Source organism: Lentzea jiangxiensis, from assembly GCF_900104175.1.
GTDB lineage: Bacteria > Actinomycetota > Actinomycetes > Mycobacteriales > Pseudonocardiaceae > Lentzea > Lentzea jiangxiensis.
Genome location: NZ_FNIX01000004.1, coordinates 45,534 through 67,959, shown reverse-complemented (window position 1 = coordinate 67,959; position 22,426 = coordinate 45,534). Strand labels below are relative to the sequence as shown.

The window sequence follows — 22,426 nt, the reverse complement described above, 5'->3', positions numbered from 1 at the left end:
CATATGGGCAGAAACGAGGGTGCGAACGCCTTCTGAATCGGAATACCCGGGGCGTATCCGTGTTTCTGGTACGTCATTCCACCCAGTGGGATTTCGATGTTTCGTCACTCAGTGTCCCGATGATCCCTCCAAATCCCAGGTGAAGCGCCTACGCAGCGAAGTCGTCCCTCAATTCCGGTAACTGTGAACGGTGCCGGTGATCTGGAAAACCCGTTACCACATGGTGAGATAACTGAGAATTAACGTGACCTTCGGCTTCTGTACGCGAAGATCACGACATGAGGGAGCACGGAACGCCAATGCGGGAGGCGTCGTGATCAAGGTTCTGCTGGCCGACGACGAGGACCTCGTCCGTTCCGGCCTTCGCATGATCCTGAGCAGCGTCGGAGACATCGAGGTAGTTGCTGAATGCGATGACGGGCACCTGGTAGCCGACCTGGCACGCCAGCACCGCCCACACGTGGTCCTGCTCGACATCCGGATGCGCACCTCGGACGGGCTGGTGGCCCTGCGGCGGCTGCGGACCCTGCCCGACCCACCGAGGGTCTGCATCCTGACCACGTTCGACGTCGACGAGTACGTGTCGGAAGCACTGCGCCTCGGTGCGGCGGGCTTCCTCCTCAAGGACACCGAACCGGAACAGCTCGTGAAGGCCGTGCGCGACCTTGCGCGCGGAGGTGCGGTTCTCGACCCCGGCGTCGCGGCGAGGGTTCTCGCGGCGGTGGCCGACGGCGAACGGATGGCGGAGCCGGCCAGGAGGCTGCTCCAGAGCCTGTCCGAGCGCGAGCGCGAGGTGCTCGTGCTGATCGGCCAGGGCATGTCCAACGCGGAGATCGGCGGCACGCTGCACCTGTCGGAGGCGACGGTGAAGGGCTACGTCTCGTCGGTGCTCGGCAAGATCGGCGCGGTCAACCGCGTGCAGGCCGCGCTGGTGGCCTACCGCGGCGGCCTGATCGCCTAGCTAGTTCCCGGAGACGATCTCGGGTACCTCGTCCACCGAGGGCTCGACCTCGACCCTGTTGCGGCCGTGCCGCTTGGCGCGGTAGAGCGCCATGTCCGCGGCCGCGAACAGCTGGTCCAGCTTGGCCGGTCCCGCCGCGACACCGATGCTGACCGTCGGGCGGCGGACCGGGCCGAGCACCATCGTCCAGTCGTGCCCGTCGACGGCCGCGCGGATCCGCTCGGCCACGTTCGGGCCGACGTCCATGTTCGGGCCGGTGTCGCCGAGCAGCACCACGAACTCGTCGCCGGCCCAGCGCGCCACCAGGTCGTCCGCCCGGCACTCGCGCCGCAGCAACGCCGCGATCTCGCGCAGCGCCGCGTCGCCCGTCGCGTGCCCGGCGTCGTCGTTGACGCTCTTGAACCAGTCGACGTCGACCAGCACCAGCCACGGCACCCGGCCGCGTGCCGCCGTCGACTCCAGCAGCGCCGCCGCCGCGCGTTCCAGCCCGAGCCGGTTCGCGAGCCCCGTCAACGGGTCGCGCGCCGCCGCCTCCTGCGCCGCCACCGCGAGCCGTTGCGCCTGCACGGCCACGCGGCGCTGCTCCAGCGCCTGGCCGAGGCCTTCCTGCAACGTCTCCCTGGCCGTGCTGGAGGCCCGCATGGAAAGGCGCAACGCCTCGGCTTCGCCCTGCGCGTCACCCAGCGCGTGGCAGATGTCCGCGAGCTCCGTGGAGAACCGCAGCAGCAGCGACGTGTCGTTGATGCGTTCGGCGTGCGTCACCGCATGAGACGCGAGTGTGCGCGCCTCGTCGAAATCGCCTTGTTCGCGGCGCACGACGGAGAGCACCCAGTTGCCGACCGAGATGCCCCACAGGTCTTCGGCGTCCAACGACAGCCGCAGGGTCTCCTCGCCCATCTCCTCGGCCTTGTCCAGCTGGCCGACGCCGGCGAGGGACCGCCCGCACGCACCGAGGAGAGCGCGCCGGTGGCCCTCGTCCTTGACGATGCCCAAGCCCTCGTCCAGGTACGCCAGGGCTTCCTCGAAGATCGCGGGCGCCGCAGCGGGAGGTCCGGAGCAGGCGCGGAAGTTGAGCGAGCCGCCGAGGCGCTGCAGGCACTGCGCCAGCACGTCGGTGTTGCCCGCGCGCCGTGCCACCTGGACGGACAGCCGCAGCATGTCCAGGGCGGCGCGCCGGTTGCCGATGCCCTCCATCAGATAACCGAGGGAGCCCATCGTGTGGGCCACGGCCGGGCTGTCGGAACGTTCGGCGTCGAGGTCGGTCCACCCCTCGGCGGCCAGCTCCAGGGCCAGCGGTATCCGGCCGAGGCGCCACGCCATCACAGCACGGTTGACCAGCACCGCGGAGCGCACCCAGCGGTCGGCTCCGGGGGAGACCTTCGTGACCACCTCGTCGAAGAGGCTGTTCGCCTCCGGCACACGGCCAGCGTTGTACAACGCGCGGACCTCGAGGTCCAGCCGCGGAATCTGGCCCGCTACCAGCGGATCGCGCTGCTCCACTCGATCATCGACTCCGTTCCGACTCGCCGAGCGGCCCGCACAGGCTACCGGGTTGGTCGCGCCCCGTACCGATCGTGGTGCAGGACGTCGTCGAGGGGCAGCCGGTTGCGCCAACCGTGACGTTCCAGATCGGGAGTGTCGGGCAGTGATCGAACCGGACCGACGCACAACCACGCAACCGGACGGACCCTGGTGGGGATGTCCAGCAGGCGGCGCAGCACATCTTCCCGGTAGAAGCTCACCCAGCCCACACCGAGGCCCTCTTCGGTCGCGGCGAGCCACAGGTTCTGGATGGCCAGGCACACGGAGTACAAACCCGCGTCCGCGATCGCGTGACGGCCCAGAACGGCGGGTGAGCCCCGGTCCGGGTCGTACGTCACCACGATGCCGAGGGACGACTCCATGACCCCTTCGACCTTGATGCGCGAGAACGCCTCGGCACGTTCCGGGTCGAGCTGGGCCGCGAACACGCTGCGTTCCGCCTGGACGTGGTCGCGGAATGCGCGCCGGATCGATTCATCCCGCACGAGCACGAAGTCCCACGGCTGGGAAAGGCCGACGCTCGGAGCCGCGTGCGCGGCGGTCAGCACCCGTCGCAGCACGTCGGACGGGATTTCTTCGCCGGAGAACTCAGCTCGCGTGTCCCTGCGCCGGTGCACAACTTCGTACAGGTTCATTCCTGCGATCGTGCCTCACTCGAAAGCACCAACTTCACACCGGAGAGGTGGCGCTGATCTCATCCGGGGGATACACCGATCGGATGCGGAGAATGAGAGGTGGTCTCGGCTCGGCAATCGCATTCGGCGTCGGAGTCGGCGTGACCGCGTTCACCGGCGCCTGGCCGCTGCTCGCCCTGGTCCTGCTCGCGGCGGTCGTCGTGGCCGTCTCGCTGCGGACCACGGTCGTCGGGGCGGCGTTCGCGGCGGTGCAGTGCTGGGGCCTCTACGCGACCTTCCTGGTGGGTGTTCGCGGCGATCTGACGGTCGACGAACACACGACCTGGGTGCTCGCGTTGCTGGTGCAGCTCGCCGCGCTGGCCTTCCTGACCGGCGCGGCGGTCCGCGTCATCGTCCCTGTGACGGATACGGCAGCAAAGCCATCTCCCGTGCGTTCTTGATCGCGGTGGCGACCTGGCGCTGCTGCTGCGGCGTCAGGCCGGTCACCCGGCGGGAGCGGATCTTGCCCCGGTCCGAGACGAACTTGCGCAGCAGCGTGACGTCCTTCCAGTCGACGACGGTCACGCCCTCCTTCGCGAGGAGGTTCACCCTGCGCTTGAGCGGCCTCTTCTCGCGCATCACCAGCTCGCCTTCGACACGCCGGGCAGCTCACCGCGGTGGGCCATCTCCCGCAGGCGGACGCGGGACAGGCCGAACTTCCGGTTGTAGGCGCGCGGCCGTCCGTCCACGACGTCCCGGTTGCGCAACCGCGTCGGCGACGCGTCCCGGGGCAGCTCCTGCAGGCCCCGCAACGCTTCCTCGCGCGTCTCGGGGTGCCGCAGCTTCTCCTTGAGCTCGGCGCGGCGGTCCGCGTACCGGGCCACGACCTCGCGGCGGCGCCGGTCCGCGGCGATCTTCGACTTCTTCGCCACGTCAGCGCTCCTCTTTGAACTCGACGTGCTTGCGCGCTACGGGGTCGTACTTGCGCAGCACCAGCCGGTCCGGGTCGTTGCGGCGGTTCTTGCGGGTCACGTACGTGTAGCCGGTGCCGGCGGTGGACCTCATCTTGATGATGGGCCGGACGTCGGTGCTCTTGGCCATCAGAGGTTCACCCCCTGAGCGCGCAACCGGGCCACGGCGGCCTCGATGCCCACCTTGTCGACGGTCTTGATGCCCTTGGCGGACAACGTCAGCGTCACGAAGCGGTTCAGCGACGGCACGAAGTACCGCTTGCGCTGGACGTTCGGGTTCCACCGGCGCCGGGTCTTGCGCTGTGAGTGCGAGACGCGGTTGCCGAAGCCCGGCTCCCGGCCGGTCAGCTGGCAGCGCACTGGTACCTCCAGATTGAAACGACTTTCGTTTTCATCTACGGTACCTCACATGGAAACCGTTGTCGTCATGGTGGCGGGGCTGGTCGACCACGACGTCGCCGTGCGGGTGTGGCGTGACCGGCCCGGGTCGGTGCTCGTGCGGCACGTCGCCGGGGAAACGTGCGTGCGGCGCTGGGTCGACGGCATCGCGACCGACGTGGAACTGCTGCACGGCTGCGTCTCCTGCACCGTCCGGGAGGACCTGCGGGAGCTGCTCGGCGCGTTCGCGGGCCACCCGGTCGTGCTGCACCTGGACCCGTTGCTGGAACCGGACGTGGTGCGCCGCGACCTCGGCGTCGAGGTGGAGTGCGTGATCACCGTGCTGGACGCGGCGACGTGGCTCGACGACGCGCTGGGCGACGCCTCGATGGTCACCGACGAGCGCACGGTGGCGCAGGTCGTCGTGGCGCAGGCCGAGGCCGCCGACGTGCTGGTGCTGCAAGGAGACGCGGACGGGCGAACTCTCGCCGTGCTCGACCGCGTCGCCCCCGGCGCGCACCGCTGCACGCCCGAGACGGTCGTCGTGCGCAAGGGCACGCGGCCTCGCATGGTGCCCCTGACGCCGGAATGCGGTGTCTCGACGGCGGTTTTCACGGCTGACCGGCCGTTCCACCCGGCGCGGCTGAACGACGCGCTCGACTCGTTGCTCGACGGCACGGTCGTGCGCTCGCGCGGCCGGCTGTGGGTCGCCGACGAACCGGACGTCGCGCTGCACCTGGAGTCCGCGGGCGGCGGGATGCACGTCGGCGAGGGTGGTCCCCGCGCGGGGAAGACGACCCGGATCGTGGCGATCACCCTGGGCGAACCGGACTCCATCACCGCGGCGTTCGCCGAAGCGCTGCTGACCGACGACGAACTGTCCTTCGTGGACTCGATCCGAAAGCTGGAGATCTGATGAAGCCCGGTATCCACCCCGACTACCACCCGGTCGTCTTCCAGGACGCGTCCACGGGCAAGACGTTCCTGACCCGCTCGACCGCCACGTCGAGCAGGACGGTCGAGTGGGAGGACGGCAACAGCTACCCGCTGCTGGTCGTCGACATCACCGCCGACTCGCACCCGTTCTGGACCGGCACGCAACGCCTCGTCGACACCGCCGGGCGGGTCGAGAAGTTCAACCGCCGCTACGGAAAGCGAGAGCGCTGATGGCCGTTCCCAAGCGCAAGACGTCCCGGTCCAACACCCGTCACCGCCGCTCGCAGTGGAAGGCCACGGCACCGGAGCTGGTGCGCGTGCGGACCTTGGACGGCAAGGAGCTCCTCGTGCCGCGCCGTCTCGTTGCCGCCTACAAGCGCGGGTTGATCTAGGGCCGGAGCTGGACCGTTCCGTCCGGTGAGTCGCGCCACTGGTCGAAGGGGCGGTCCAGCCTCCACCCCGTGCCGTCGTGGTCGAGCACGCGGTTCTCGCAGGTGTCCGGATTGGACAGCGACTCGAACAGGTCGATGCTCCAGTCGAAGAACCGGCGGCACAGCAACCTGATCGTCAGCCCGTGCGACACGACCAGCACGGTCTTCGGGTGGTTCTCGTCCTCGTGCATCCGCACGGTCAGCCCGTCGAGGAACGCCGCCACGCGGTCGTCCACGTCCGCGCCGGACTCGCCGTTGGGCAGCCGGAAGAAGAAGTGGCCGAACGCGTGCCTCTGGTGCTTGAGCACCTCCTGCTGCACCGGGTCCTGGAGGTTGCCCCAGTCCTGCTCGCGCACCCGCGGCTCGGTGACGACGCGCTCCGCGGAGATGCCCAGCAGGTCGAACGTCCGCCTCGTCCTCGTGTACGGGGAGACGTAGGCCGCGACCGGGCCGTCGCCGATCAGGTCCTCGATCACCGGTCCGGCGGCGCGTGCCTGCTCCTCGCCCGTCTCGGTCAGCGGCAACGCGTGGTCGGGGATGCGGCAGTAGGCGAGCTCGTCGACGTTGCCGAGGCTTTGGCCGTGGCGCAGCAGGATGATCCGCACCTCACCATCGTGCCCCACCCCCGAGGGTGCTCCGGGCGTTACAGTGCTCGGCGAGTCGAGGAGGATGGTGTCACATGATCAAGTACATCGCGCTGTACAAGAGGCCCGACGACCCCGAGGGCTTCGACCAGAGGTACTTCGAGTCGCACCTGCCGATCGTGGGCTCGGTCCCCGGACTGGTGCGCGCCGAGGTCGCGAAGGTGCAGCGGGTGTACCTGGCCGGCTTCCTCGGTGAGACCGAACCCCATCTCATCGCGGAGATGTACTTCGACTCGCCGGAGTCGTTCAAGGCCGCCATCCAGTCGCCGGAGTGGGCGACGTCCGGCGCCAACCTCGCCGAGATCGGCGGGATGGAGCTCGTCGCCATGTTCAGCGCCGAGGTGGTCGAGCGGTGAAGGCCGTCGTCATCGGTGGCGGCACGATGGGCGCGGGCATCGCGCACCTCCTGCTCGCGGGCGGCCACGAGGTCACGCTGTCCGAGGCCGACGCCGAACGCGCCGAGCAGGGCAGGCTCGCCATCAGGCGCTCGCTCGACAGGGCGCAGGAGAAGGGCAAGCTCGCCGACGCCGCCGCGGTGTTCGCGAACCTGGGCACGGGCGAGCTGCCCGCGGACGCCGAGCTGGTCGTCGAGGCCGTGCCCGAGAACGTGCCGCTCAAGCAGAAGGTGCTGGGTGTCGCGGCCGGGAAGTGCCCGAACGCGGTCCTCGCCTCCAACACGTCCTCGCTCTCCATCGCGGAGATCGCGGCGGGACTGCCCGGCGAACGCGTGCTCGGCATGCACTTCTTCAACCCCGTGCCGGTGCAGCAGCTCGTCGAGCTCGTGCACCACGAGGGCGTCGACCCGGCGAACGTGGCCAAGGCGCGGGCCTGGGCCGAGGAGATGGGCAAGACCGTCATCGAGGTGCGCGACTCACCGGGGTTCGCCACGTCGAGGCTCGGCGTCGCCGTCGGCATGGAGGCGATCCGCATGCTGGAGGAGGGCGTCGCCTCCGCGGCGGACATCGACACGGGCATGAAGCTCGGCTACCGCTGGCCGATGGGGCCGCTGGAGCTGACCGACCTGGTCGGCCTCGACGTGCGGCTGGCCATCGCCGAGCACCTCGCGGCCGAGCTGGGGCCGCGGTTCGACCCGCCCCGGCTCCTGCGGGACAAGGTCGCCCGCGGCGAGCTCGGGAAGAAGACGGGTCAGGGCTTCTTCACCTGGTAGACAGGCTGTCGTGCGCATCCGTGAGCTGGCCGAGGACGACCTCGACGCCGTGTTCCGCCTCCGCAAGCTCGCGTTCGGCTCGACCGAGCGACCCCAGCGGATCGTGCGGCCCGGGTCGCACGGACTCGTCGCCGAGATCGACGGCCGGGTCGCCGGAGTGCTCGGCATCGGCGCCTACGCGCAGTTCTACGGCGGCGCCGCGGTCCCCATGGGCGGGATCGGCGGCGTCGCCGTCGACGGCGCGTCGCGCGGGCGCGGTGTGGCGAACGCGCTGCTCCGCGAGGCCCTGACGACCATGCGCGAGCACGGCCAGGCGATCTCGGCGCTCTACCCGACCGTGCCGACGCTGTACCGCAAGTTCGGCTGGGAGCGCACCGGCGTCTTCGAGTGGGTCGAGCTGCCGATGGACAGGCTGCTGTCGGTGCCGCGGCCGTCCGAGCCGATCCCGTCGCGCCCGGCGCGGGAGAGCGACCTCGCCGCGCTGCACGACTGCTACCTCGAGGTGGCGCGGACGGTCGACGGCCTGGCCGACCGCCGCCCGCCGCGGATCGACCTCGCCGAGGTGCTCGAGATGGACCTGGTGAGCGTGCTGCCCGGCCCGAACGGCCTGCGCGGCTACCTGACGGCCACCCGCGAGGCCGGCGGCGACATGGGCCGGCTCAAGGTCTTCGACCTCATCGGCGTCGACGTCGAGGCGCAGCTCACCCTCCTGGCGTCGCTGGCTTCCTGGGCGGGCACGCTCGAAGCGGTCGACCTGCGGATCACCGACCCGGCGACGGTGGGCCTCCTCGGTGGCACGCCCCTGCGCCATTCGGTGTGGACCTCGACGTGGATGCAGCGGGTCGTCGACCTGCCCGCCGCCGTGGCCGCACGGGGCTGGCCCCGGCTCGCGAACACCGCGGTGGACGTGGAGGTCGTCGACGAGCACGCGCCGTGGCACGCCGGTCGGCACCGCCTCGTCGCGGAGGACGGAGCCGTGCGCGTCGAGCCCGGTGGCAGCGGGGCGGTGCGGCTGCACGCGCGGGCGCTCGGACCGTGGTTCTCCGGTGCTCAGAACACTCACGCGCTGCGGCGCGCGGGTCTGCTGGAGGGCGATCCGGCCGATGCGGTGGTGCTCGACCAGCTCGCCGGATCGGCCGGGACGCCGAGGCTCGCCGACTTCTTCTGACGCGCGTCACTGTTCACCCGAACGGCTCGTTCGAGTAACAATGGGGTCGTGGCGGGGGACCAGGACGACGTCAGGCATGCCTACGGCGACAACATGGGGTGGCGCCTCAAGGGCTACGCGAAGCGCCGCAGCGGGGCACCGGTCAGCGCGCGGGAGATCACGCGCGAGCAGTTCCTCCGGATCCGGCCGTTGTTCGACGCCGAGGACAACCCGTGGCTGGTGGACCTGAACGAGGTGGTCCCGGACATCCGGCAGCGCGTCGAGCAGGTGCTCGGCCCGCTCGACCCCGACCAGGACTACTACGTCACCGGGCACCCGCTCGACTGGGACAAGGACCCGGTGCAGGTGGCGCGGGACCTGCTCGACGTCCGGTACCCGCTCGCGAGGGCGGCGTTCCTCGGCGGCAGCGTCGCGGCGGGGACCTACACGGCGAACTCCGACCTGGACATGGTCGTGATCGTCGACGACCTGCCCGGCGCGTTCCGCGAGACGCTGCAGCACCGCGGCTGGCCGGTGGAGCTGTTCTGCCACACGCTCGAGTCGTTCCAGGACTTCGTGGCCAGGGACGCCGAAGGCCGACGGCCACCGTTGCTGAACATGTGCGCCAAGGGCTTCCTCATGCTCGACGCCGACGGCACCGGGCAACGCCTGCGAGCCGAAGCGCGCGCTCTGCTGGACGCCGGCCCGCCTCCTCCGACGGTCACCGAGCTGGAAGACCGCCGTTACGGCACCACCGACCTGCTGGAAGACCTGATCGGCGCACGGGACGAGGACGAACGGCTGTTCGTCGCGGCGAGGCTGCTGACCTGCGTGGGCGAGCTCGCCCTGGTCGTGCAGAACCGGTGGCTCGGGCACGGCAAGTGGCTGCTGCGGCGGCTGCGCGACGCCAAGGAGGACGAGCTCGTGGACGCCTACCGGGCGTTGGTGCGCGGTGAAGGCGCCGAGCGGTTCATCGCCGTCGTCGAGGCCGTGCTGGAGTCCGCGGGAGGGCGGATGGAGGCCGGTTACCGCCGGGCTGCGCCACCGCGCTGACCAACTACGCTCTCCGTTCGTGCTGCTCGTCGTCCTGGAGCTGATCGGTATCGCGGTCTTCGCCGCCTCCGGGGCGGTCGCCGCGGTCCGCGCGCGCCTCGACGTGTTCGGCGTGACCGTCCTGGCCCTCACGACGGCGCTGGGCGGTGGCATTGTCCGCGACGTCCTGCTCGGCGTGCACCCGCCGACGAGCCTGCGCAACTGGACGTACCTGCTGGTCGCGGGCGGCACCGGTCTGGTCGTCTTCTGGTTCCACCCGCAGGTCGCGAAGCTCCGCCGCAGCGTGCTGCTGCTGGACGCCGTGGGCCTCGGCCTGTTCGTCACGTCCGGCACGTCGACCGCGCTCGCCCTCGGCGCCCCTCCGTACGCGGCGTGCCTGATCGGGATGACGACGGGCATCGGCGGTGGAGCGCTCCGCGATCTTCTTCTCCGGGAGATCCCGCTGGTCCTGAGGAGAGAGATCTACGCCGTTGCGGCTCTTGCCGGAGCGGTCGTCGTCGCGGTCGGCGAATGGGCGAAGCTGCCCCAAGGCCTGGTCGCGCTCACCGGCGCGTCGTTGATCATCACCGTCAGGCTGATCGCGCTCTGGCGGAAGTGGAACGCGCCGGTCGCACGGGGCCTGGAGGGCTAGCGGGAACTAACGCGGTACTCACATCCGCAGTTAGGGCCCTTCTCAGGCGGCTCTCAGATCCCTCGGCAAGACTGCCCCCATGCGCATCCTCGTTGTCGATGACGATCGGGCGGTCCGGGAGTCACTCCGCCGCTCGCTCCAGTTCAACGGCTACCAGGTCGAGACTGCCGGGGACGGCATGCAGGCCCTGGAGTCGGTGACCGCCGCCAGGCCGGACGCGATGGTGCTCGACGTGATGATGCCGCGCCTCGACGGGCTCGAGGTGTGCCGCAGGCTGCGCAGCACCGGCGACGACCTGCCGATCCTCGTGCTGACCGCGCGCGACGCCGTGAGCGACCGGGTGTCCGGGCTGGACGCCGGTGCCGACGACTACCTGCCCAAGCCGTTCGCGCTGGAGGAGCTGCTGGCCCGGTTGCGCGCCCTGCTGCGCCGCGCCGCCCACGACGACGACGTCGCCCAGAAGTCCGCGGCCGCGCTCAAGTTCGCCGACCTGGAGCTGGACCCGTCCACCAGGGACGTCCGCCGCGGTGACCGGCCGATCAGCCTCACCCGCACCGAGTTCGCGCTGCTCGAGCTCCTGCTGGCGCACCCGCGCCAGGTGCTCACCCGCAGCCGCATCCTGGAGGACGTGTGGGGGTACGACTTCCCGACCTCGGGCAACGCGCTGGAGGTCTACGTGGGGTACCTGCGCCGCAAGACGGAGGCGGACGGCGAGCCGAGGCTGATCCACACGGTGCGCGGGGTGGGCTACGTCCTGCGGGAGACCCCTCCGTGATGCTCGAGCCCCAAGGACGCCTCCAGCGGGCGTCGCTGCGGGCCCGGGTCACGTGGCTCGCGGCGTTCTGCGTGGCCGGTGCGGTCGCGTTGGTGTCCCTCGGTGCGTACATGGTCGTGCGCAAGAGCACGTACGACGCGCTCGACGACGGTCTGCGCCAACGCGCCGCCACGGTGGCGAACAGCAAGAAGGTCACCTCGCCCGACGAGGTCGCCAACTACCCGGCGGCGTTCCTCGCGGCCGGTGACGTGAAGATGGGCGTGCTGCTGGCCGACTCGGGCAAGCTCATCTACCCCAAGGAGTCCGTGCCGCCGCCGACGGTCCAGGAGGCCTGGGACGTCGCGGACGGCGAGCGCGAAGAGTTCATCTGGACCGACCACAAGACCGAGACGCGGGTCATCGCGGTCGGCTACCAGCCGGGCCAGGCGATCATCATCGCCCAGTCGATGACGCCGCAGCGCACGACGCTGGCCAAGCTCAGCGTGGTCCTGCTGCTCATCGGCGGCGCCGGCGTGCTGCTCGCGGCCATCGCGGGCACGGCGGTGGCGCGCACGAGCCTGCGGCCCGTGCAACGGCTCACCGAGGCCACCGAACGCGTGACGAACACGGGCGACCTCACGCCGATCCCGGTGTCGGGCGACGACGAGCTGGCCCGGCTGACGCACAGCTTCAACGCGATGCTCGGCGCCGTGGCGGAGTCGCAGGAACGGCAGCGCCGCCTGGTCGCCGACGCGGGCCACGAGCTGCGCACGCCGCTGACCTCCATGCGCACGAACCTGGAGCTGCTGCTCGCGTCGGAACACCCGGACGCCCCCACGTTGTCCGACGAGGACAAGCGGGAGATCCAGTCGGACGTGCGCGGCCAGCTCGACGAGCTGACCACGCTGATCGGCGACCTCGTCGAACTGGCCCGCGAGGACGCCCCGCAGGTCGTGCACGAGCCGGTCGACCTCGTCGAGGTGGTGGAACGGTCGCTCGACCGCGCCCGCCGCCGCGCCTCGAACAACGTCAGGTTCGACCTGCAGCTCCAGCCGTGGACACTTCTGGGTGATTCCAGCGCCCTCGAACGGGCCGTGTTGAACCTCCTCGACAACGCGGTGAAGTTCAGCCCACCGGACTCGACGGTGCGGTTGAACCTCCGCCAGCTGGGCGACGGCAGCGCCGTCGTGGAGGTCGCGGACGCGGGTCCCGGCATCGCCGATGCCGATCTACCTCACGTTTTCGAGCGGTTCTACCGTTCGACCGAGGCGAGGACCCTGCCGGGTTCGGGTCTCGGGCTCGCCATCGTGAAGCAGGTGGCGCAACGGCACGGCGGCACGGCCACGGCGGGCAGGGCCCCCGAGGGCGGAGCCCTGTTCACGTTGCGCCTACCCGGACGACCGTAAGGTGGGAGCGTGAGTCATCGCGTGAACGACGATTCTTCGTCGACCTGGGAGACGACGCCTCCCGCCGGAGACGGCCCCGCCGAGCCCACGTCGCGCTTCAAGACGTCCGGTTCGCGGTCTTCTCGGTCGTCCTCCTCGCCCGAGGAGGACGCGGCGCCGAGGTTCTCCAAGAAGAAGGCGAAGAAGAAGCAGCCGTTCTGGAAAGAGCTGCTGGTCATCTTCAGCGTGGCGCTGCTGCTGACCGTCGTCATCCAGACGTTCGTCGCGCGCGTGTTCGTCATCCCGTCGGCCTCGATGGAGTCGACGCTGCACGGCTGCACGGGCTGCGTGAACGACAAGGTGCTGGTCGAGAAGATCACGTACCTGTTCAGCGACCCCCGGCCGGGCGACGTCGTCGTCTTCCGCGGGCCGCCGAACTGGACGGGCGGCAAGCAGCCCCCGAACTTCGTGGTCGGCACGCTGCAGGACCTGGGCTCGATGGTGAACCTCTCCGAGCCCAGCGGCACGGACTTCATCAAGCGCGTCATCGCGGTCGGCGGCCAGACCGTCGAGTGCTGCGACGACCAGGGCCGCGTCCTCGTCGACGGCAAGCCGCTCGACGAGCCGTACCTGAACTTCGGCGGCGGCGTGCCGCAGCAGGACTCGTTCGAGAAGGTCACCGTCCCCGCGGGCAAGCTGTGGGTGATGGGCGACAACCGCAACAACTCGTCGGACTCGCGCAAGCACGGCGACCCGACGCCCGCTGACGGCGCGATCCCGGTCGAGAACGTGGTGGGCAAGGCCCGCGTGATCGTGATCCCGGTGAGCCGGTGGGGTGGTATCTCGGACCACAACCCGCAGACCGGCGGGAAGTAGTCGCAGGACGTGCGAAGAGGGCGGGGACCACGCGGTCCCCGCCCTCTTCGCGTCCGGTCTCAGCCCTTCGTCGATCCCAGCGTCAGTCCGCCCACGAACTGCCGCTGCAACACGAAGAACACGACCAGGGTGGGCAGCGCGACCAGGAGAGAGCCGGCTGCGATCAGGTTGTTGTCCGTGAAGAACGTGCCCTTCAGGTTCTGCAGCGCCGAGGTCACCGGCATCTTGTCGCCGTCCTGGATGAGCACCAACGCCCACAGGAAGTCGTTGTAGATCCAGGTGAACTCGAGCGTCGCCAGCGCCGCGAGCACCGGCCGGCACAGCGGCAGGGTGAGCTGCCAGTACTGCCGGAACACCGACGCCCCGTCCACGCGGGCGGCCTCGGTCAGCTCGTACGGGATGGTCTTCATGTAGTTCGACAGCACGAACGTGCAGAAGCCCATCTGGAACGCGATGTGGATCAGGATCACGCCGAGCGGTGAGTCGATCAGCGACTCGCTCTCCGACACCCACGCCGGCAGCTCGATCAGCCGGTACAGCCTCCACAGCGGCGTCACGATCACCTGCTGCGGCAGCAGGTTGCCGGCGGTGAACAGCATGAGCAGCGCGATGTTGAACTTGAAGCTGAACCGCGAGACGCCGAACGCCACCATCGAGCTGAGCACCAGCGTGATGACCAGCGCGGGCACGGTGATCAGGAAGGTGTTCCAGTAGAAGTGCGGCAGGTCGCCGATCTCCCACGCCTTCGCGAAGTTCTCGAACGTCAGCGACTTCGCGATGGAGAAGTAGCCGTTGACCGACGTGTCCTCGTAGGTCCGCAGCGACGCGTAGACCGCCCAGAGCAGCGGGGCCAGCGTCATGAGGCACGTCAGGACGAGGAACACGTGCAACGCGACGCGGGCGGGCGTCACCGGGCGCTTCTTCTTGACCTCGACCGTCTCCGACGGCCGTTCCAGCGTGGCCGTCACGTCCTGTTCTCCTTGCTGAACACCTGGTACAGGTACGGGATGATGACGCCGAGCGAGATCGTCAGCAGGATCACCGCGACCGCGGAGCCCCGGCCGATGCGCGAGGCCTCACCGATGATGTTGTCGGTCACCAGCACCGACAGCAGCTCCAGGCCGTTGCGCCCCTTGTTGATGACGTACACGATGTCGAACGCGCGCAGCGCCTCGATCACCGTCACCACGGCGACGACGATGTTCACCGGCTTCATCACCGGGAACGTGACGCGGAAGAACGTCTGCGTCGCGGAGGCCCCGTCCAGCGCGGCGGCTTCCTTCAGCGCCGGGTCGACGGACTTCAGGCCCGCCAGGTACAGCAGCATGATGTAGCCGGTGTGGCGCCACGCGGCCGCGACGAGCACCGCGTAGAGGTTGACGTCCGAGTCGCCGATCCAGTCGACGGGGTCGTCGCCGAGACCCAGCACCGAGTTCAGCAGGCCGCCGTCCGGGGTGTAGATCAGCTGCCAGATGAAGCCGACCAGCGCGAGCGACAGCACCATCGGCAGGTACAGCGCGCTCTGGTAGATGCGGCTGAACCGGAGCTCCCGGTCGAGCAGCACGGCCAGCAGCAGACCTACCGAGGTCGGGACGACCAGCAGGAACAGCAACCAGATCAGGTTGTGCTGCACCGCCGGCCAGAACCGCGGGTACTCGGTGAAGATCTCCACGTAGTTGGCGACACCGATCCACTCGATGTCCTCGAGGCCGCCGATGCCGTTCCAACGGCTCAACGACAGCGCGACCGAGCCCAGCGCCGGGATCCACACGAACAGCAGGTGCACGATCGTGGGGATGCCGAGCATGAGCGCGAGCACCAGCGTGTCCGTGCCCGCGAGAGCGGTGGCACGCTTTCCACGCCGACGAGGCGGCGGCCCGGAGGGGGCCACCGCCTTCGGCTTCTCCTGCACCGCGGTCACTTGAAGATGTTCTTCGCCTGGTCGGCCATGCCCTTGAGCACGGAGTCGATGTTGTTCGGGTCCTTGATGAACTCGATGAGGCCGTTGGTGGCCGCCTCGCTCGCGAAGCCGGGGTCGGTGTCGCGGTCGAGGAACTGCGTGATGTGCTTGGCGTTCTTGATCACCTCGGCCGCCTTCTTCTGCAGCGAGTTGTAGCCGGAGGTGTCCGCCTTCTGGTTGGTCGCGACCACGGACGCGTCGGACTTCAGGTAGGTGAGCTGCGGCTCGGCGGTCGACAGGTACTCGAGCAGCTTGAGCGCACCCTCGGGGTTGCCGGGCTTCTTCGCCATCATGTAGCCGTCGATCGGCGCCTCGACCGTGTCGGTGCCGTGCTCCGGGTTGATCTCCGGGAACGGGAAGAAGTCGAGGTCGTCCTTCTCGGCGTCCGGGAACTGCTGGCCGAGGAACGAGCCCAGCAGGTACATGCCGGACTTCTTCTGCTGCAACGTCTGCGCGGCTTCCTGCCACTCGCGGCCGAGCGCGTTCTCCTGGTGGAACGGCAGCAGCCGCTTCCAGGTGTCGAAGACGTCCTTGACCTTCTTGTCCTGCCAGTCCTCCTTGCCGGCCAGCAGGTCGACGTGGAACCGGTAGCCGTTGATGCGGAAGTTGAGCTGGTCGAACGTGCCCATGCCCGGCCAGCCCTGCTTCTGCGCGAAGGCGATCGGGATCAGGCCGTCGGACTTCATCTTCGTGGCGAGCGCGACGAGCTCGTCGAGGGTCTTGGGAATCGCGTAGCCGCGCTCCTGCCAGACGCTCTTGCGGTAGAACATGCCCCACGGGTACTGCGTGAACGGCACGAAGTACTGCTTGCCGTCCGAGCCCGTCGACGCCTGCTTGAGCGCGTCGGAGTAGTTGCCGCCGACCTTGCCCCACAGGTCGCTGAGGTCGCCGGTGAGGCCCTGGTCGGCGAAGAACCGCATGCGGTAGCCGGCGAACCACGCGAGCACGTCGTCCGGCTTGCCCTGCAGGTAGTTGTTGATCTGCTCCTGGTACTGCTCGTGCTGCTTGGTGTTGATCGTGACCGAGAGGCCGCCGGACTGGCCCTCGAAGCCCTTGAGCGCGGCCGTGATCGCGTCCTTCGGCACCTGGTCGGACAGGTTGTTGCCGAACGTGACGGTCTTGGAGTCACCGCCCGAGCCGGAACCGCCGCCACAGGCCGCGAGACCACCGGTCGCGGCCACGCCGGCACCGGCCAGCATGATCCGCAGCATCGCTCGCCGACCGAAGTGCGGTAACGGAGTGGAACCAGGCGTGTGCAGAACCATCATCGCTCCTACAGGTGACGCTCGCTCATACGAACCGAACAGGACTCCAACAAAGTTGCGCACAATGTGGTCGCAGTCATACACCATGTCAAGCCCCGTTACGGAGCTGTTAAACCCATGCACAGTCGCGTCCTACATGTTTCCCGGTACTTTTCCCGGTCCAACCGCACACGGACTCCACACGAAGTTGTGTTTGCTTGTGTTGACGTTGGGGGTTGTCGTCGGCCACGCTTGCGCCCGTGACGACTTGGCCGACCCACCTGCCTGGCCTCGCCTGGGGTGCTGACTACAACCCCGAGCAGTGGCCCGAACACGTCTGGTCCGAGGACGTCGAGCTCATGCGCAGGGCCGGGGTGAACCTGGTCAGCGTGGGGATCTTCAGCTGGGCGAAGATCGAGGTGAGCAAGGGCGAGTACCGGTTCGGCTGGCTCGACCGCGTGATGGACCTGCTGCACGCCGGCGGCATCCGCGTCGACCTCGCGACCGCGACCGCCGCGCCCCCGCCGTGGCTCACCACCGAGCACCCCGAGATGCTGCCGGTCCGCGCGGACGGCGTGCGGCTCTCGCACGGCTCCCGGCAGGCGTACTGCCCGTCGTCGCCGATCTACCGCGACCGGGCGACCGCGCTCGCCGCCGAGATGGCCTCGCACTACCGCGACCACCCGGCACTCGCCGCGTGGCACGTCGGCAACGAGTACGCGTGCCACGTGAAGCGCTGCTACTGCGACACGTGCGCCGCCTCGTTCCGCGAGTGGCTGGCGAGCCGCTACACGCTCGACCAGCTCAACGACGCGTGGTCCACGGCGTTCTGGAGCCAGGGCTACACCGACTTCGCGCAGGTCCTGCCGCCGCGCGTCACGCCGACCTTCCAGAACCCGGCGCACGTGCTCGACTACGACAGGTTCTCCGACGACGCGATCCTCGAGCTGTACAAGGCCGAGCGCGACGTCCTGCGCATGGTCACCCCCGACGTCCCGATCACCACGAACTTCATGGCGAACTGGACGTTCGGCGACCTCGACTACTGGAAGTGGGCCCGCGAGGTCGACTTCGTCTCGAACGACCACTACACCGAGGCCCAGTCGCCCGACCGGCACGTCGAGCTGGCCATGTCCGCCGACCTGGTGCGCGGGCTCGCGGGCGGCAAACCGTGGCTGCTCATGGAGAACTCGACGTCCGCGGTGAACTGGCAGCGGCGCAACATCGCGAAGCTGCCGGGGGAGATGCGGCGGCACTCGTTCCAGAACATCGCCCGCGGCGCGGACGGCACGCTGTTCTTCCAGTGGCGCCAGTCGCGCGGCGGCAGCGAGCGCTACCACTCGGCGATGGTGCCGCACGCCGGCACGGAGACCAAGGTGTACCGCGAGGTCTGCGAGGTCGGCGCCGAGTACGGCAGGCTCACCGAGGTCGTGGGCTCCACTGTGGACGCCTCGGTCGCCGTGCTCTACGACTTCCAGTCCGGGTGGGCGCTGCGCCAGGACGCGCACCCGACCAACGACTTCGACCACTACCGGCACGTCCTCGGCTACTACAAGGCCCTGTGGCAGGCGGGCGTCACCGTCGACTTCGTCGCGCCGGGCACGAACCTCTCGGCGTACTCGCTCGTGGTCGTGCCGGCGTTCTACGCGGTGTCGGACGCGCACGCCGCCGTGGTCGCGGACTACGTGGCGGGCGGCGGGCACGTCCTCGTCACGTACCTGTCCGGTGTCGCCGACCAGCACACGCGTGTGCGGCTCGGCGGCTACCCCGGCGCGTTCCGCGACGTGCTCGGCGTCTGGTCGGAGGAGTTCCACCCGCTGCGCGAGGACGAGACGGTCACGCTGACCGACGGCTCGACGGCGTCGTTGTGGACGGAGCACCTGCACACCCGCACCGCTGACACCGTTGTCTCCTACGAGGACGGACCGTTGCCGGGAGTACCGGCGGTGACGCGCAACGCGTTCGGTGGCGGTGTCGCGTGGTACGTGGCGTGCGACCTCGACGAGGGCGGCCTGAGCCGAACGGTGGAAAACGCGCTCTCCGGTGCGGGCGTCGCGGTGTCGCGTTCGCCGATTGAGCTCGTGCGGCGCAAGGGCGACGTATCGTTCCTCTTCGCCGTGAACCACACCGGCACCGATGCGCAGATCGAGGCGTCCGGTGTCGACGTGTTGTCCGGCACGCAGGTCTCCGGACGCCTCACCGTGCGCGCCGGGGACGTGGTCGTCCTCAGGGAAGAGGTGTGAGGTGCTGGCACGTCAGCGGCAGGCGGTAATCATCGAAGAGGTCCGGCGGACGGGGGCGGTGCGCGTCAGCGACCTGGTCGTCCGGCTCGGCGTCTCGGACATGACCGTGCGCCGCGACCTCGACGTGCTGGCCGCGCGCGGCCTCGTGGAGAAGGTGTACGGCGGGGCGACGTCCGTCGTCGGGCGCTCGACCGACGAGCCCGGGTTCGAGGCCAAGTCGGTCCGCCAGCTGCCCGAGAAGGAAGCGATCGCGGCCGCCGCCGCGGGCCTCGTGCGCCCCGGCACCGCCATCGGTCTGTCCGCCGGCACGACGACGTGGACGTTAGCGCGGTTCCTCGACGACATCCCGGACCTGACCGTCGTCACGAACTCCATCCGCGTCGCCGACGTGCTGCAGCAGAGCGGGCGCACCGACCGCACGGTCGTGCTGACCGGTGGCGTCCGCACGCCGTCCGACGCGCTCGTCGGCCCCGTGGCCGTGCAGGCGTTGCGGTCGCTGCACCTCGACGTGGTGTTCCTGGGCGTGCACGGCATGGCCGAGCGCTCCGGCTTCACCACCCCGAACCTCAACGAGAGCGAGACGGACCGCGCGCTCGTCGACGCCGCCGGACGCGTGGTGGTGGTCGCGGACCACGAGAAGTGGGGCACCGTGGGCATTTCCACGATCGCCGACCTCGACGAGGCGCACGTCCTCGTGACGGACGAAGGTTTGCCGGACGACGCGCGGGCGATCCTCGGCGAACAGGTCGGCGAGTTGGTGTTGGCTCATGTTCCAGGAAGTGGCGAGGAGTTGGCGTGAGGCGTACCGCGGGAAAGCTGGCGGACGGCCGGGAGATCATCTACTTCGACGACAGCGCTGAGGCACCGCCGCGGGTGGCGGTGGACTCCCGGGACCTCCCCGAGACCCAGCCGATGTCCGAGGTGCGGCTGGACCCGCTGACCCGCGAGTGGGTCGCCATGGCGGCCCATCGTCAGACGCGGACCTACAAGCCGCCCGCGGACCTCTGCCCGCTCTGCCCGTCGACACCGGGCAGGCCCACCGAGGTTCCCGAGTCCGGCTACGACGTCGTCGTGTTCGAGAACCGCTTCCCCTCGCTGGCGCAGAACGTGCCGGACGTGCCGTCCACTGTGGATGGTGAGGAGCTGTTCGTGCGCGCACCGGGCCGCGGGCGCTGCGAGGTCGTGTGCTTCACGTCGGACCACACCAAGTCGTTCGGCGAGCTCTCCGAGTCGCGCGTGCGCACCGTCGTCGACGCCTGGGCGGACCGCGTCGCCTTCTTGTCAACGTTGCCAGGGGTCGAGCAGGTCTTCCCGTTCGAGAACCGCGGCGAAGAGATCGGCGTGACGCTCTCGCACCCGCACGGCCAGATCTACGCCTACCCGTTCGTGACGCCGCGCACCGAACGCATGCTGTCCGCCGCCGAGGACTACTACGCCGAGCACGGCCGCCCGTTGTTCGGCGACCTGCTGGAGGCCGAGCTCCGCGCGGGCGCGCGCGTGGTGGAGCAGTCCGAGCACTGGGTGGCGTTCGTGCCCGCGGCCGCCCGCTGGCCCGTCGAGGTCCTGCTGGCGCCGCGCCGCCAGGTGCCCGACATCGCCGCGCTGTCCTCAGTGGAGCGTGACGACTTCGCGTCGCTCTACCTGAAGGTGCTGCGCCGGCTCGACGCGCTCTACGACCGGCCGCTGCCCTACATCGCGGCCTGGCACCAGGCGCCGGTGAACACCGGCCGCGAGGAGATGTGGCTGCACCTGCAGGTCTTCTCCGTCCTGCGGACGAAGGACAAGCTCAAGTACCTCGCGGGCTCCGAGTCCGGCGAGGCCGTGTGGATCAACGACGTGACGCCCGAGCAGATCGCGGAACGGCTCCGGGCAACACACAAGTAGCTCCCAGGCTGGTTTAAGGGTTCTCTCAGGACGACACCCGAAACTATGGGCATGACCGAGAGCAACCAGCCAGCGCAGCAGCCGGACGAGCCCGACGCCGTGCAGCCGAGCGCCGGTCAGACGGACTCCGGCGCGCGGGAGCAGGGCCCGTCGCTGCCGGGTCCCGGCCGGCCGGATCCTTTGCAGGGGGGATCCGGCCAGGCCGGGGCGCAGAGCGCCCCGGCGGGCCTGGGCGACGTTCCCGCCTCCTTCACCCCGGCCCAGCCGCAGGTGCCCTCACCTGACGCGGGTCAGACGCAGCTCGGCGGGTCCGGACCCGGCCGGCAGCTTCCTCCTCCCGGGTCCGGCCAACCCCACCCGCTCGGCCCCGGCGCCCCGGCCGTGCAGTTCGGCGCGGAGCACCCCGCCGGACCGCCCTCCGCCCCGTTCGCGGGCCCGCAGACGGGTCAGTACTACCTCCCGCCCGGCTTCCAGCCCCCGCCCGCCGCACCGCGCCCCAAGGGCCGCGGGAAGGTCGTGGCGGGTGTCGCCGCCCTCGTGCTGCTCGTCGGCGGGCTCTCCGGTGGCCTCGGCGGCTACCTGGGCTACAACTTCGCGAACGACTCGTCCGCGATCAGCTCGCTCGACGCGCCCCGCCCGGCGTCCCAGACGAGCAACGCCCCGGCCGGTTCGGTCGAGGACGTGGCGAACAGGCTGCTGCCGTCCGTCGTGCAGATCCAGGTCGTCACGCGGTCCGGCGCCGGCGAGGGCTCGGGCTTCGTGATCTCCAGCAACGGCCAGGTCGTGACGAACAACCACGTCATCGAGGGCGCGGCGGCCGGCGGCACGATCAAGGTCGTCTTCCAGGACGGCAGGACCGCCACCGCGAAGATCCTCGGCCGCGACCCCAGCTCGGACATCGCCGTCATCCAGGCCGAGGGCATCTCGGGTGCGCCGGTCGTGCAGCTCGGCAACTCCGCCGACCTGAAGATCGGCCAGGGCGTCGTCGCGATCGGGTCGCCGTTCGAGCTGTCCGGCACCGTCACCTCCGGCATCGTGAGCTCGTTGAACCGCCCGGTCTCCGCCGGCGGCGACGCCCGCAACTCGCAGGCGACCGTCCTGAACGCCATCCAGACCGACGCCGCGATCAACCCCGGCAACTCCGGCGGCCCGCTGGTGAACATGCAGGGCCAGGTCGTCGGCATCAACTCGGCGATCTACAGCCCGAACTCCGCGGGAGGCCAGGCCGGGTCCGTCGGCATCGGCTTCGCCATCCCGATGGACCAGGCGCGCCGCACGATCGACGAGATCGTGAAGACCGGAAAGCCCAGGCAGACCGTGCTCGGCGTCAAGGTCGAGTCGACCGAGCAGGGCGCCCGGATCTCCGAGATCACCTCCGGTGGCGCGGCCGAGAAGGCCGGGCTGAAGGCCGGGGACGTGATCACCAAGTTCGGCGACCGCCGCATCGACGAGTCGGACACGCTCGTGGCCGCCGTCCGTTCCAAGGCGCCCGGCGACAAGGTCACCATCACGCTGTCCGACAACAGGACGGTGGAAGCCACCCTCGACGGCGTCGAGGTGGGGTAGGTCGGGGGACGCTCGGGGCCGGGGCGTCCGCCGCCCGC

The 22,426-nt window shown here is 69.8% G+C and carries 28 protein-coding genes; 17 read left to right on the top strand and 11 right to left on the bottom strand.

Features of this window, described 5'->3' with window-relative positions:
* Window positions 1-271: 271 nt before the first annotated feature.
* Window positions 272-460 carry a hypothetical protein gene (locus BLQ91_RS42655; RefSeq protein WP_245733523.1) on the bottom strand — a complete coding sequence of 63 codons (189 nt, stop codon included), beginning with the start codon at window positions 458-460 and terminating at the stop codon, window positions 272-274.
* Between BLQ91_RS42655 and BLQ91_RS14285 the strand changes: the two genes are divergently transcribed.
* Window positions 368-961 carry a response regulator gene (locus tag BLQ91_RS14285; RefSeq protein WP_236221104.1) on the top strand — a complete coding sequence of 198 codons (594 nt, stop codon included), beginning with the start codon at window positions 368-370 and terminating at the stop codon, window positions 959-961. The genes BLQ91_RS42655 and BLQ91_RS14285 overlap by 93 nt on opposite strands.
* Here BLQ91_RS14285 and BLQ91_RS14280 read toward each other — a convergent pair whose 3' ends face one another.
* Entirely contained in the window at window positions 962-2,461 is a 1,500-nt protein-coding gene (locus tag BLQ91_RS14280) for a GGDEF domain-containing protein (protein ID WP_090097323.1), read from the bottom strand. It abuts the gene before it with no gap.
* Between the two features lie 44 nt (window positions 2,462-2,505).
* Window positions 2,506-3,138, bottom strand: coding sequence for a 5,6-dimethylbenzimidazole synthase (gene bluB / locus BLQ91_RS14275; RefSeq protein WP_090097322.1), 633 nt, complete (start codon window positions 3,136-3,138; stop codon window positions 2,506-2,508).
* A 140-nt stretch (window positions 3,139-3,278) separates the two neighbouring features.
* Here bluB and BLQ91_RS14270 point away from each other — a divergent pair, with 140 nt between their 5' ends.
* Complete coding sequence (locus tag BLQ91_RS14270) at window positions 3,279-3,578, top strand: hypothetical protein (protein ID WP_143022646.1); 300 nt, start codon at window positions 3,279-3,281, stop codon at window positions 3,576-3,578.
* Here the strand turns inward: BLQ91_RS14270 and rpsR are convergent.
* From rpsR to rpmB, 4 genes are read right to left on the bottom strand one after another with little or no spacing between them, the layout of a single operon-like run.
* Entirely contained in the window at window positions 3,526-3,756 is a 231-nt protein-coding gene (gene rpsR / locus BLQ91_RS14265) for a 30S ribosomal protein S18 (protein WP_090097729.1), read from the bottom strand. The genes BLQ91_RS14270 and rpsR overlap by 53 nt on opposite strands.
* The gene (rpsN, locus tag BLQ91_RS14260) at window positions 3,756-4,049 is read right to left on the bottom strand and encodes a 30S ribosomal protein S14 (RefSeq protein WP_090097320.1); all 294 of its coding nucleotides are present in this window, start codon (window positions 4,047-4,049) and stop codon (window positions 3,756-3,758) included. Before rpsN ends, rpsR begins: the two co-directional genes overlap by 1 nt.
* A gap of 1 nt (window position 4,050) precedes the next feature.
* Window positions 4,051-4,218, bottom strand: a complete 168-nt coding sequence (gene rpmG / locus BLQ91_RS14255; RefSeq protein WP_090097319.1) for a 50S ribosomal protein L33 — start codon at window positions 4,216-4,218, stop codon at window positions 4,051-4,053.
* Complete coding sequence (rpmB, locus tag BLQ91_RS14250) at window positions 4,218-4,448, bottom strand: 50S ribosomal protein L28 (RefSeq protein WP_245733419.1); 231 nt, start codon at window positions 4,446-4,448, stop codon at window positions 4,218-4,220. The genes rpmG and rpmB overlap by 1 nt, the downstream gene beginning before the upstream one ends.
* Before the next feature lie 49 nt (window positions 4,449-4,497).
* Between rpmB and BLQ91_RS14245 the strand changes: the two genes are divergently transcribed.
* The 3 genes from BLQ91_RS14245 to rpmF are packed head-to-tail and all read left to right on the top strand — an operon-like array spanning window position 4,498 to window position 5,794.
* A complete protein-coding gene (locus BLQ91_RS14245; protein ID WP_090097317.1) occupies window positions 4,498-5,382 on the top strand; it encodes a GTP-binding protein in 885 nt (294 codons plus the stop codon).
* Complete coding sequence (locus BLQ91_RS14240) at window positions 5,382-5,633, top strand: type B 50S ribosomal protein L31 (protein ID WP_089949824.1); 252 nt, start codon at window positions 5,382-5,384, stop codon at window positions 5,631-5,633. Before BLQ91_RS14245 ends, BLQ91_RS14240 begins: the two co-directional genes overlap by 1 nt.
* Window positions 5,633-5,794: a 50S ribosomal protein L32 gene (rpmF, locus tag BLQ91_RS14235; protein WP_090097316.1), complete on the top strand. Its 162-nt coding sequence runs from the start codon at window positions 5,633-5,635 to the stop codon at window positions 5,792-5,794. Before BLQ91_RS14240 ends, rpmF begins: the two co-directional genes overlap by 1 nt.
* Here the strand turns inward: rpmF and BLQ91_RS14230 are convergent.
* Window positions 5,791-6,438, bottom strand: coding sequence for a histidine phosphatase family protein (locus BLQ91_RS14230; RefSeq protein ID WP_090097728.1), 648 nt, complete (start codon window positions 6,436-6,438; stop codon window positions 5,791-5,793). The genes rpmF and BLQ91_RS14230 overlap by 4 nt on opposite strands.
* A 74-nt stretch (window positions 6,439-6,512) precedes the next feature.
* Here BLQ91_RS14230 and BLQ91_RS14225 point away from each other — a divergent pair, with 74 nt between their 5' ends.
* The 8 genes from BLQ91_RS14225 (at window position 6,513) to lepB (ending at window position 13,491) form a co-directional block, all read left to right on the top strand.
* Window positions 6,513-6,833, top strand: coding sequence for an EthD family reductase (locus BLQ91_RS14225; RefSeq protein WP_090097315.1), 321 nt, complete (start codon window positions 6,513-6,515; stop codon window positions 6,831-6,833).
* A complete protein-coding gene (locus BLQ91_RS14220; protein ID WP_090097314.1) occupies window positions 6,830-7,645 on the top strand; it encodes a 3-hydroxyacyl-CoA dehydrogenase family protein in 816 nt (271 codons plus the stop codon). The genes BLQ91_RS14225 and BLQ91_RS14220 overlap by 4 nt, the downstream gene beginning before the upstream one ends.
* A 10-nt stretch (window positions 7,646-7,655) precedes the next feature.
* On the top strand, window positions 7,656-8,813 hold the full coding sequence (locus BLQ91_RS14215; protein ID WP_090097313.1) for a GNAT family N-acetyltransferase: 1,158 nt from the start codon (window positions 7,656-7,658) through the stop codon (window positions 8,811-8,813).
* A 48-nt stretch (window positions 8,814-8,861) separates the two neighbouring features.
* A complete protein-coding gene (locus tag BLQ91_RS14210) occupies window positions 8,862-9,845 on the top strand; it encodes a nucleotidyltransferase domain-containing protein (protein WP_245733418.1) in 984 nt (327 codons plus the stop codon).
* A gap of 19 nt (window positions 9,846-9,864) precedes the next feature.
* Entirely contained in the window at window positions 9,865-10,476 is a 612-nt protein-coding gene (locus tag BLQ91_RS14205; RefSeq protein ID WP_090097312.1) for a trimeric intracellular cation channel family protein, read from the top strand.
* Between the two features lie 79 nt (window positions 10,477-10,555).
* Entirely contained in the window at window positions 10,556-11,251 is a 696-nt protein-coding gene (locus BLQ91_RS14200) for a response regulator transcription factor (RefSeq protein WP_090097311.1), read from the top strand.
* On the top strand, window positions 11,251-12,636 hold the full coding sequence (locus BLQ91_RS14195) for a sensor histidine kinase (RefSeq protein ID WP_090097726.1): 1,386 nt from the start codon (window positions 11,251-11,253) through the stop codon (window positions 12,634-12,636). Before BLQ91_RS14200 ends, BLQ91_RS14195 begins: the two co-directional genes overlap by 1 nt.
* Window positions 12,637-12,645: 9 nt before the next feature.
* A complete protein-coding gene (gene lepB / locus BLQ91_RS14190) occupies window positions 12,646-13,491 on the top strand; it encodes a signal peptidase I (protein ID WP_245733417.1) in 846 nt (281 codons plus the stop codon).
* 59 nt (window positions 13,492-13,550) lie between these two features.
* On the opposite strand, the gene BLQ91_RS14185 is transcribed toward lepB, so the two are convergent.
* The 3 genes from BLQ91_RS14185 to BLQ91_RS14175 are packed head-to-tail and all read right to left on the bottom strand — an operon-like array spanning window position 13,551 to window position 16,650.
* Window positions 13,551-14,459 (bottom strand): carbohydrate ABC transporter permease, encoded by a 909-nt coding sequence (locus BLQ91_RS14185; protein WP_245733416.1) that lies wholly within the window; start codon window positions 14,457-14,459, stop codon window positions 13,551-13,553.
* Window positions 14,456-15,412: a carbohydrate ABC transporter permease gene (locus BLQ91_RS14180; RefSeq protein WP_245733415.1), complete on the bottom strand. Its 957-nt coding sequence runs from the start codon at window positions 15,410-15,412 to the stop codon at window positions 14,456-14,458. The genes BLQ91_RS14185 and BLQ91_RS14180 overlap by 4 nt, the downstream gene beginning before the upstream one ends.
* Window positions 15,409-16,650: an ABC transporter substrate-binding protein gene (locus BLQ91_RS14175; protein WP_245733414.1), complete on the bottom strand. Its 1,242-nt coding sequence runs from the start codon at window positions 16,648-16,650 to the stop codon at window positions 15,409-15,411. Before BLQ91_RS14175 ends, BLQ91_RS14180 begins: the two co-directional genes overlap by 4 nt.
* A 305-nt stretch (window positions 16,651-16,955) precedes the next feature.
* Here BLQ91_RS14175 and BLQ91_RS14170 point away from each other — a divergent pair, with 305 nt between their 5' ends.
* The 4 genes from BLQ91_RS14170 to BLQ91_RS14155 are packed head-to-tail and all read left to right on the top strand — an operon-like array spanning window position 16,956 to window position 22,388.
* Window positions 16,956-18,938 (top strand): beta-galactosidase, encoded by a 1,983-nt coding sequence (locus tag BLQ91_RS14170; protein WP_090097309.1) that lies wholly within the window; start codon window positions 16,956-16,958, stop codon window positions 18,936-18,938.
* Window position 18,939: 1 nt separating this feature from the next.
* Entirely contained in the window at window positions 18,940-19,737 is a 798-nt protein-coding gene (locus tag BLQ91_RS14165; RefSeq protein ID WP_090097308.1) for a DeoR/GlpR family DNA-binding transcription regulator, read from the top strand.
* Window positions 19,734-20,822 carry a galactose-1-phosphate uridylyltransferase gene (galT, locus tag BLQ91_RS14160; protein WP_090097307.1) on the top strand — a complete coding sequence of 363 codons (1,089 nt, stop codon included), beginning with the start codon at window positions 19,734-19,736 and terminating at the stop codon, window positions 20,820-20,822. The genes BLQ91_RS14165 and galT overlap by 4 nt, the downstream gene beginning before the upstream one ends.
* Before the next feature lie 51 nt (window positions 20,823-20,873).
* Complete coding sequence (locus BLQ91_RS14155) at window positions 20,874-22,388, top strand: S1C family serine protease (protein WP_090097722.1); 1,515 nt, start codon at window positions 20,874-20,876, stop codon at window positions 22,386-22,388.
* Window positions 22,389-22,426 lie beyond the last annotated feature (38 nt).

Coding starts and splice junctions, on each gene's coding strand:
- rpsR (WP_090097729.1), bottom strand. CDS start 3,756: ATGCGCGAGAAGAGGCCGCTCAAGCGCAGGGTGAACCTCCTCGCGAAG.
- BLQ91_RS14225 (WP_090097315.1), top strand. CDS start 6,513: ATGATCAAGTACATCGCGCTGTACAAGAGGCCCGACGACCCCGAGGGC.
- BLQ91_RS14245 (WP_090097317.1), top strand. CDS start 4,498: ATGGAAACCGTTGTCGTCATGGTGGCGGGGCTGGTCGACCACGACGTC.
- bluB (WP_090097322.1), bottom strand. CDS start 3,138: ATGAACCTGTACGAAGTTGTGCACCGGCGCAGGGACACGCGAGCTGAG.
- BLQ91_RS14195 (WP_090097726.1), top strand. CDS start 11,251: ATGCTCGAGCCCCAAGGACGCCTCCAGCGGGCGTCGCTGCGGGCCCGG.
- rpmF (WP_090097316.1), top strand. CDS start 5,633: ATGGCCGTTCCCAAGCGCAAGACGTCCCGGTCCAACACCCGTCACCGC.
- BLQ91_RS14155 (WP_090097722.1), top strand. CDS start 20,874: ATGACCGAGAGCAACCAGCCAGCGCAGCAGCCGGACGAGCCCGACGCC.
- rpmG (WP_090097319.1), bottom strand. CDS start 4,218: ATGGCCAAGAGCACCGACGTCCGGCCCATCATCAAGATGAGGTCCACC.
- BLQ91_RS14175 (WP_245733414.1), bottom strand. CDS start 16,650: ATGCTGGCCGGTGCCGGCGTGGCCGCGACCGGTGGTCTCGCGGCCTGT.
- BLQ91_RS14240 (WP_089949824.1), top strand. CDS start 5,382: ATGAAGCCCGGTATCCACCCCGACTACCACCCGGTCGTCTTCCAGGAC.
- BLQ91_RS14285 (WP_236221104.1), top strand. CDS start 368: ATGATCCTGAGCAGCGTCGGAGACATCGAGGTAGTTGCTGAATGCGAT.
- BLQ91_RS14200 (WP_090097311.1), top strand. CDS start 10,556: ATGCGCATCCTCGTTGTCGATGACGATCGGGCGGTCCGGGAGTCACTC.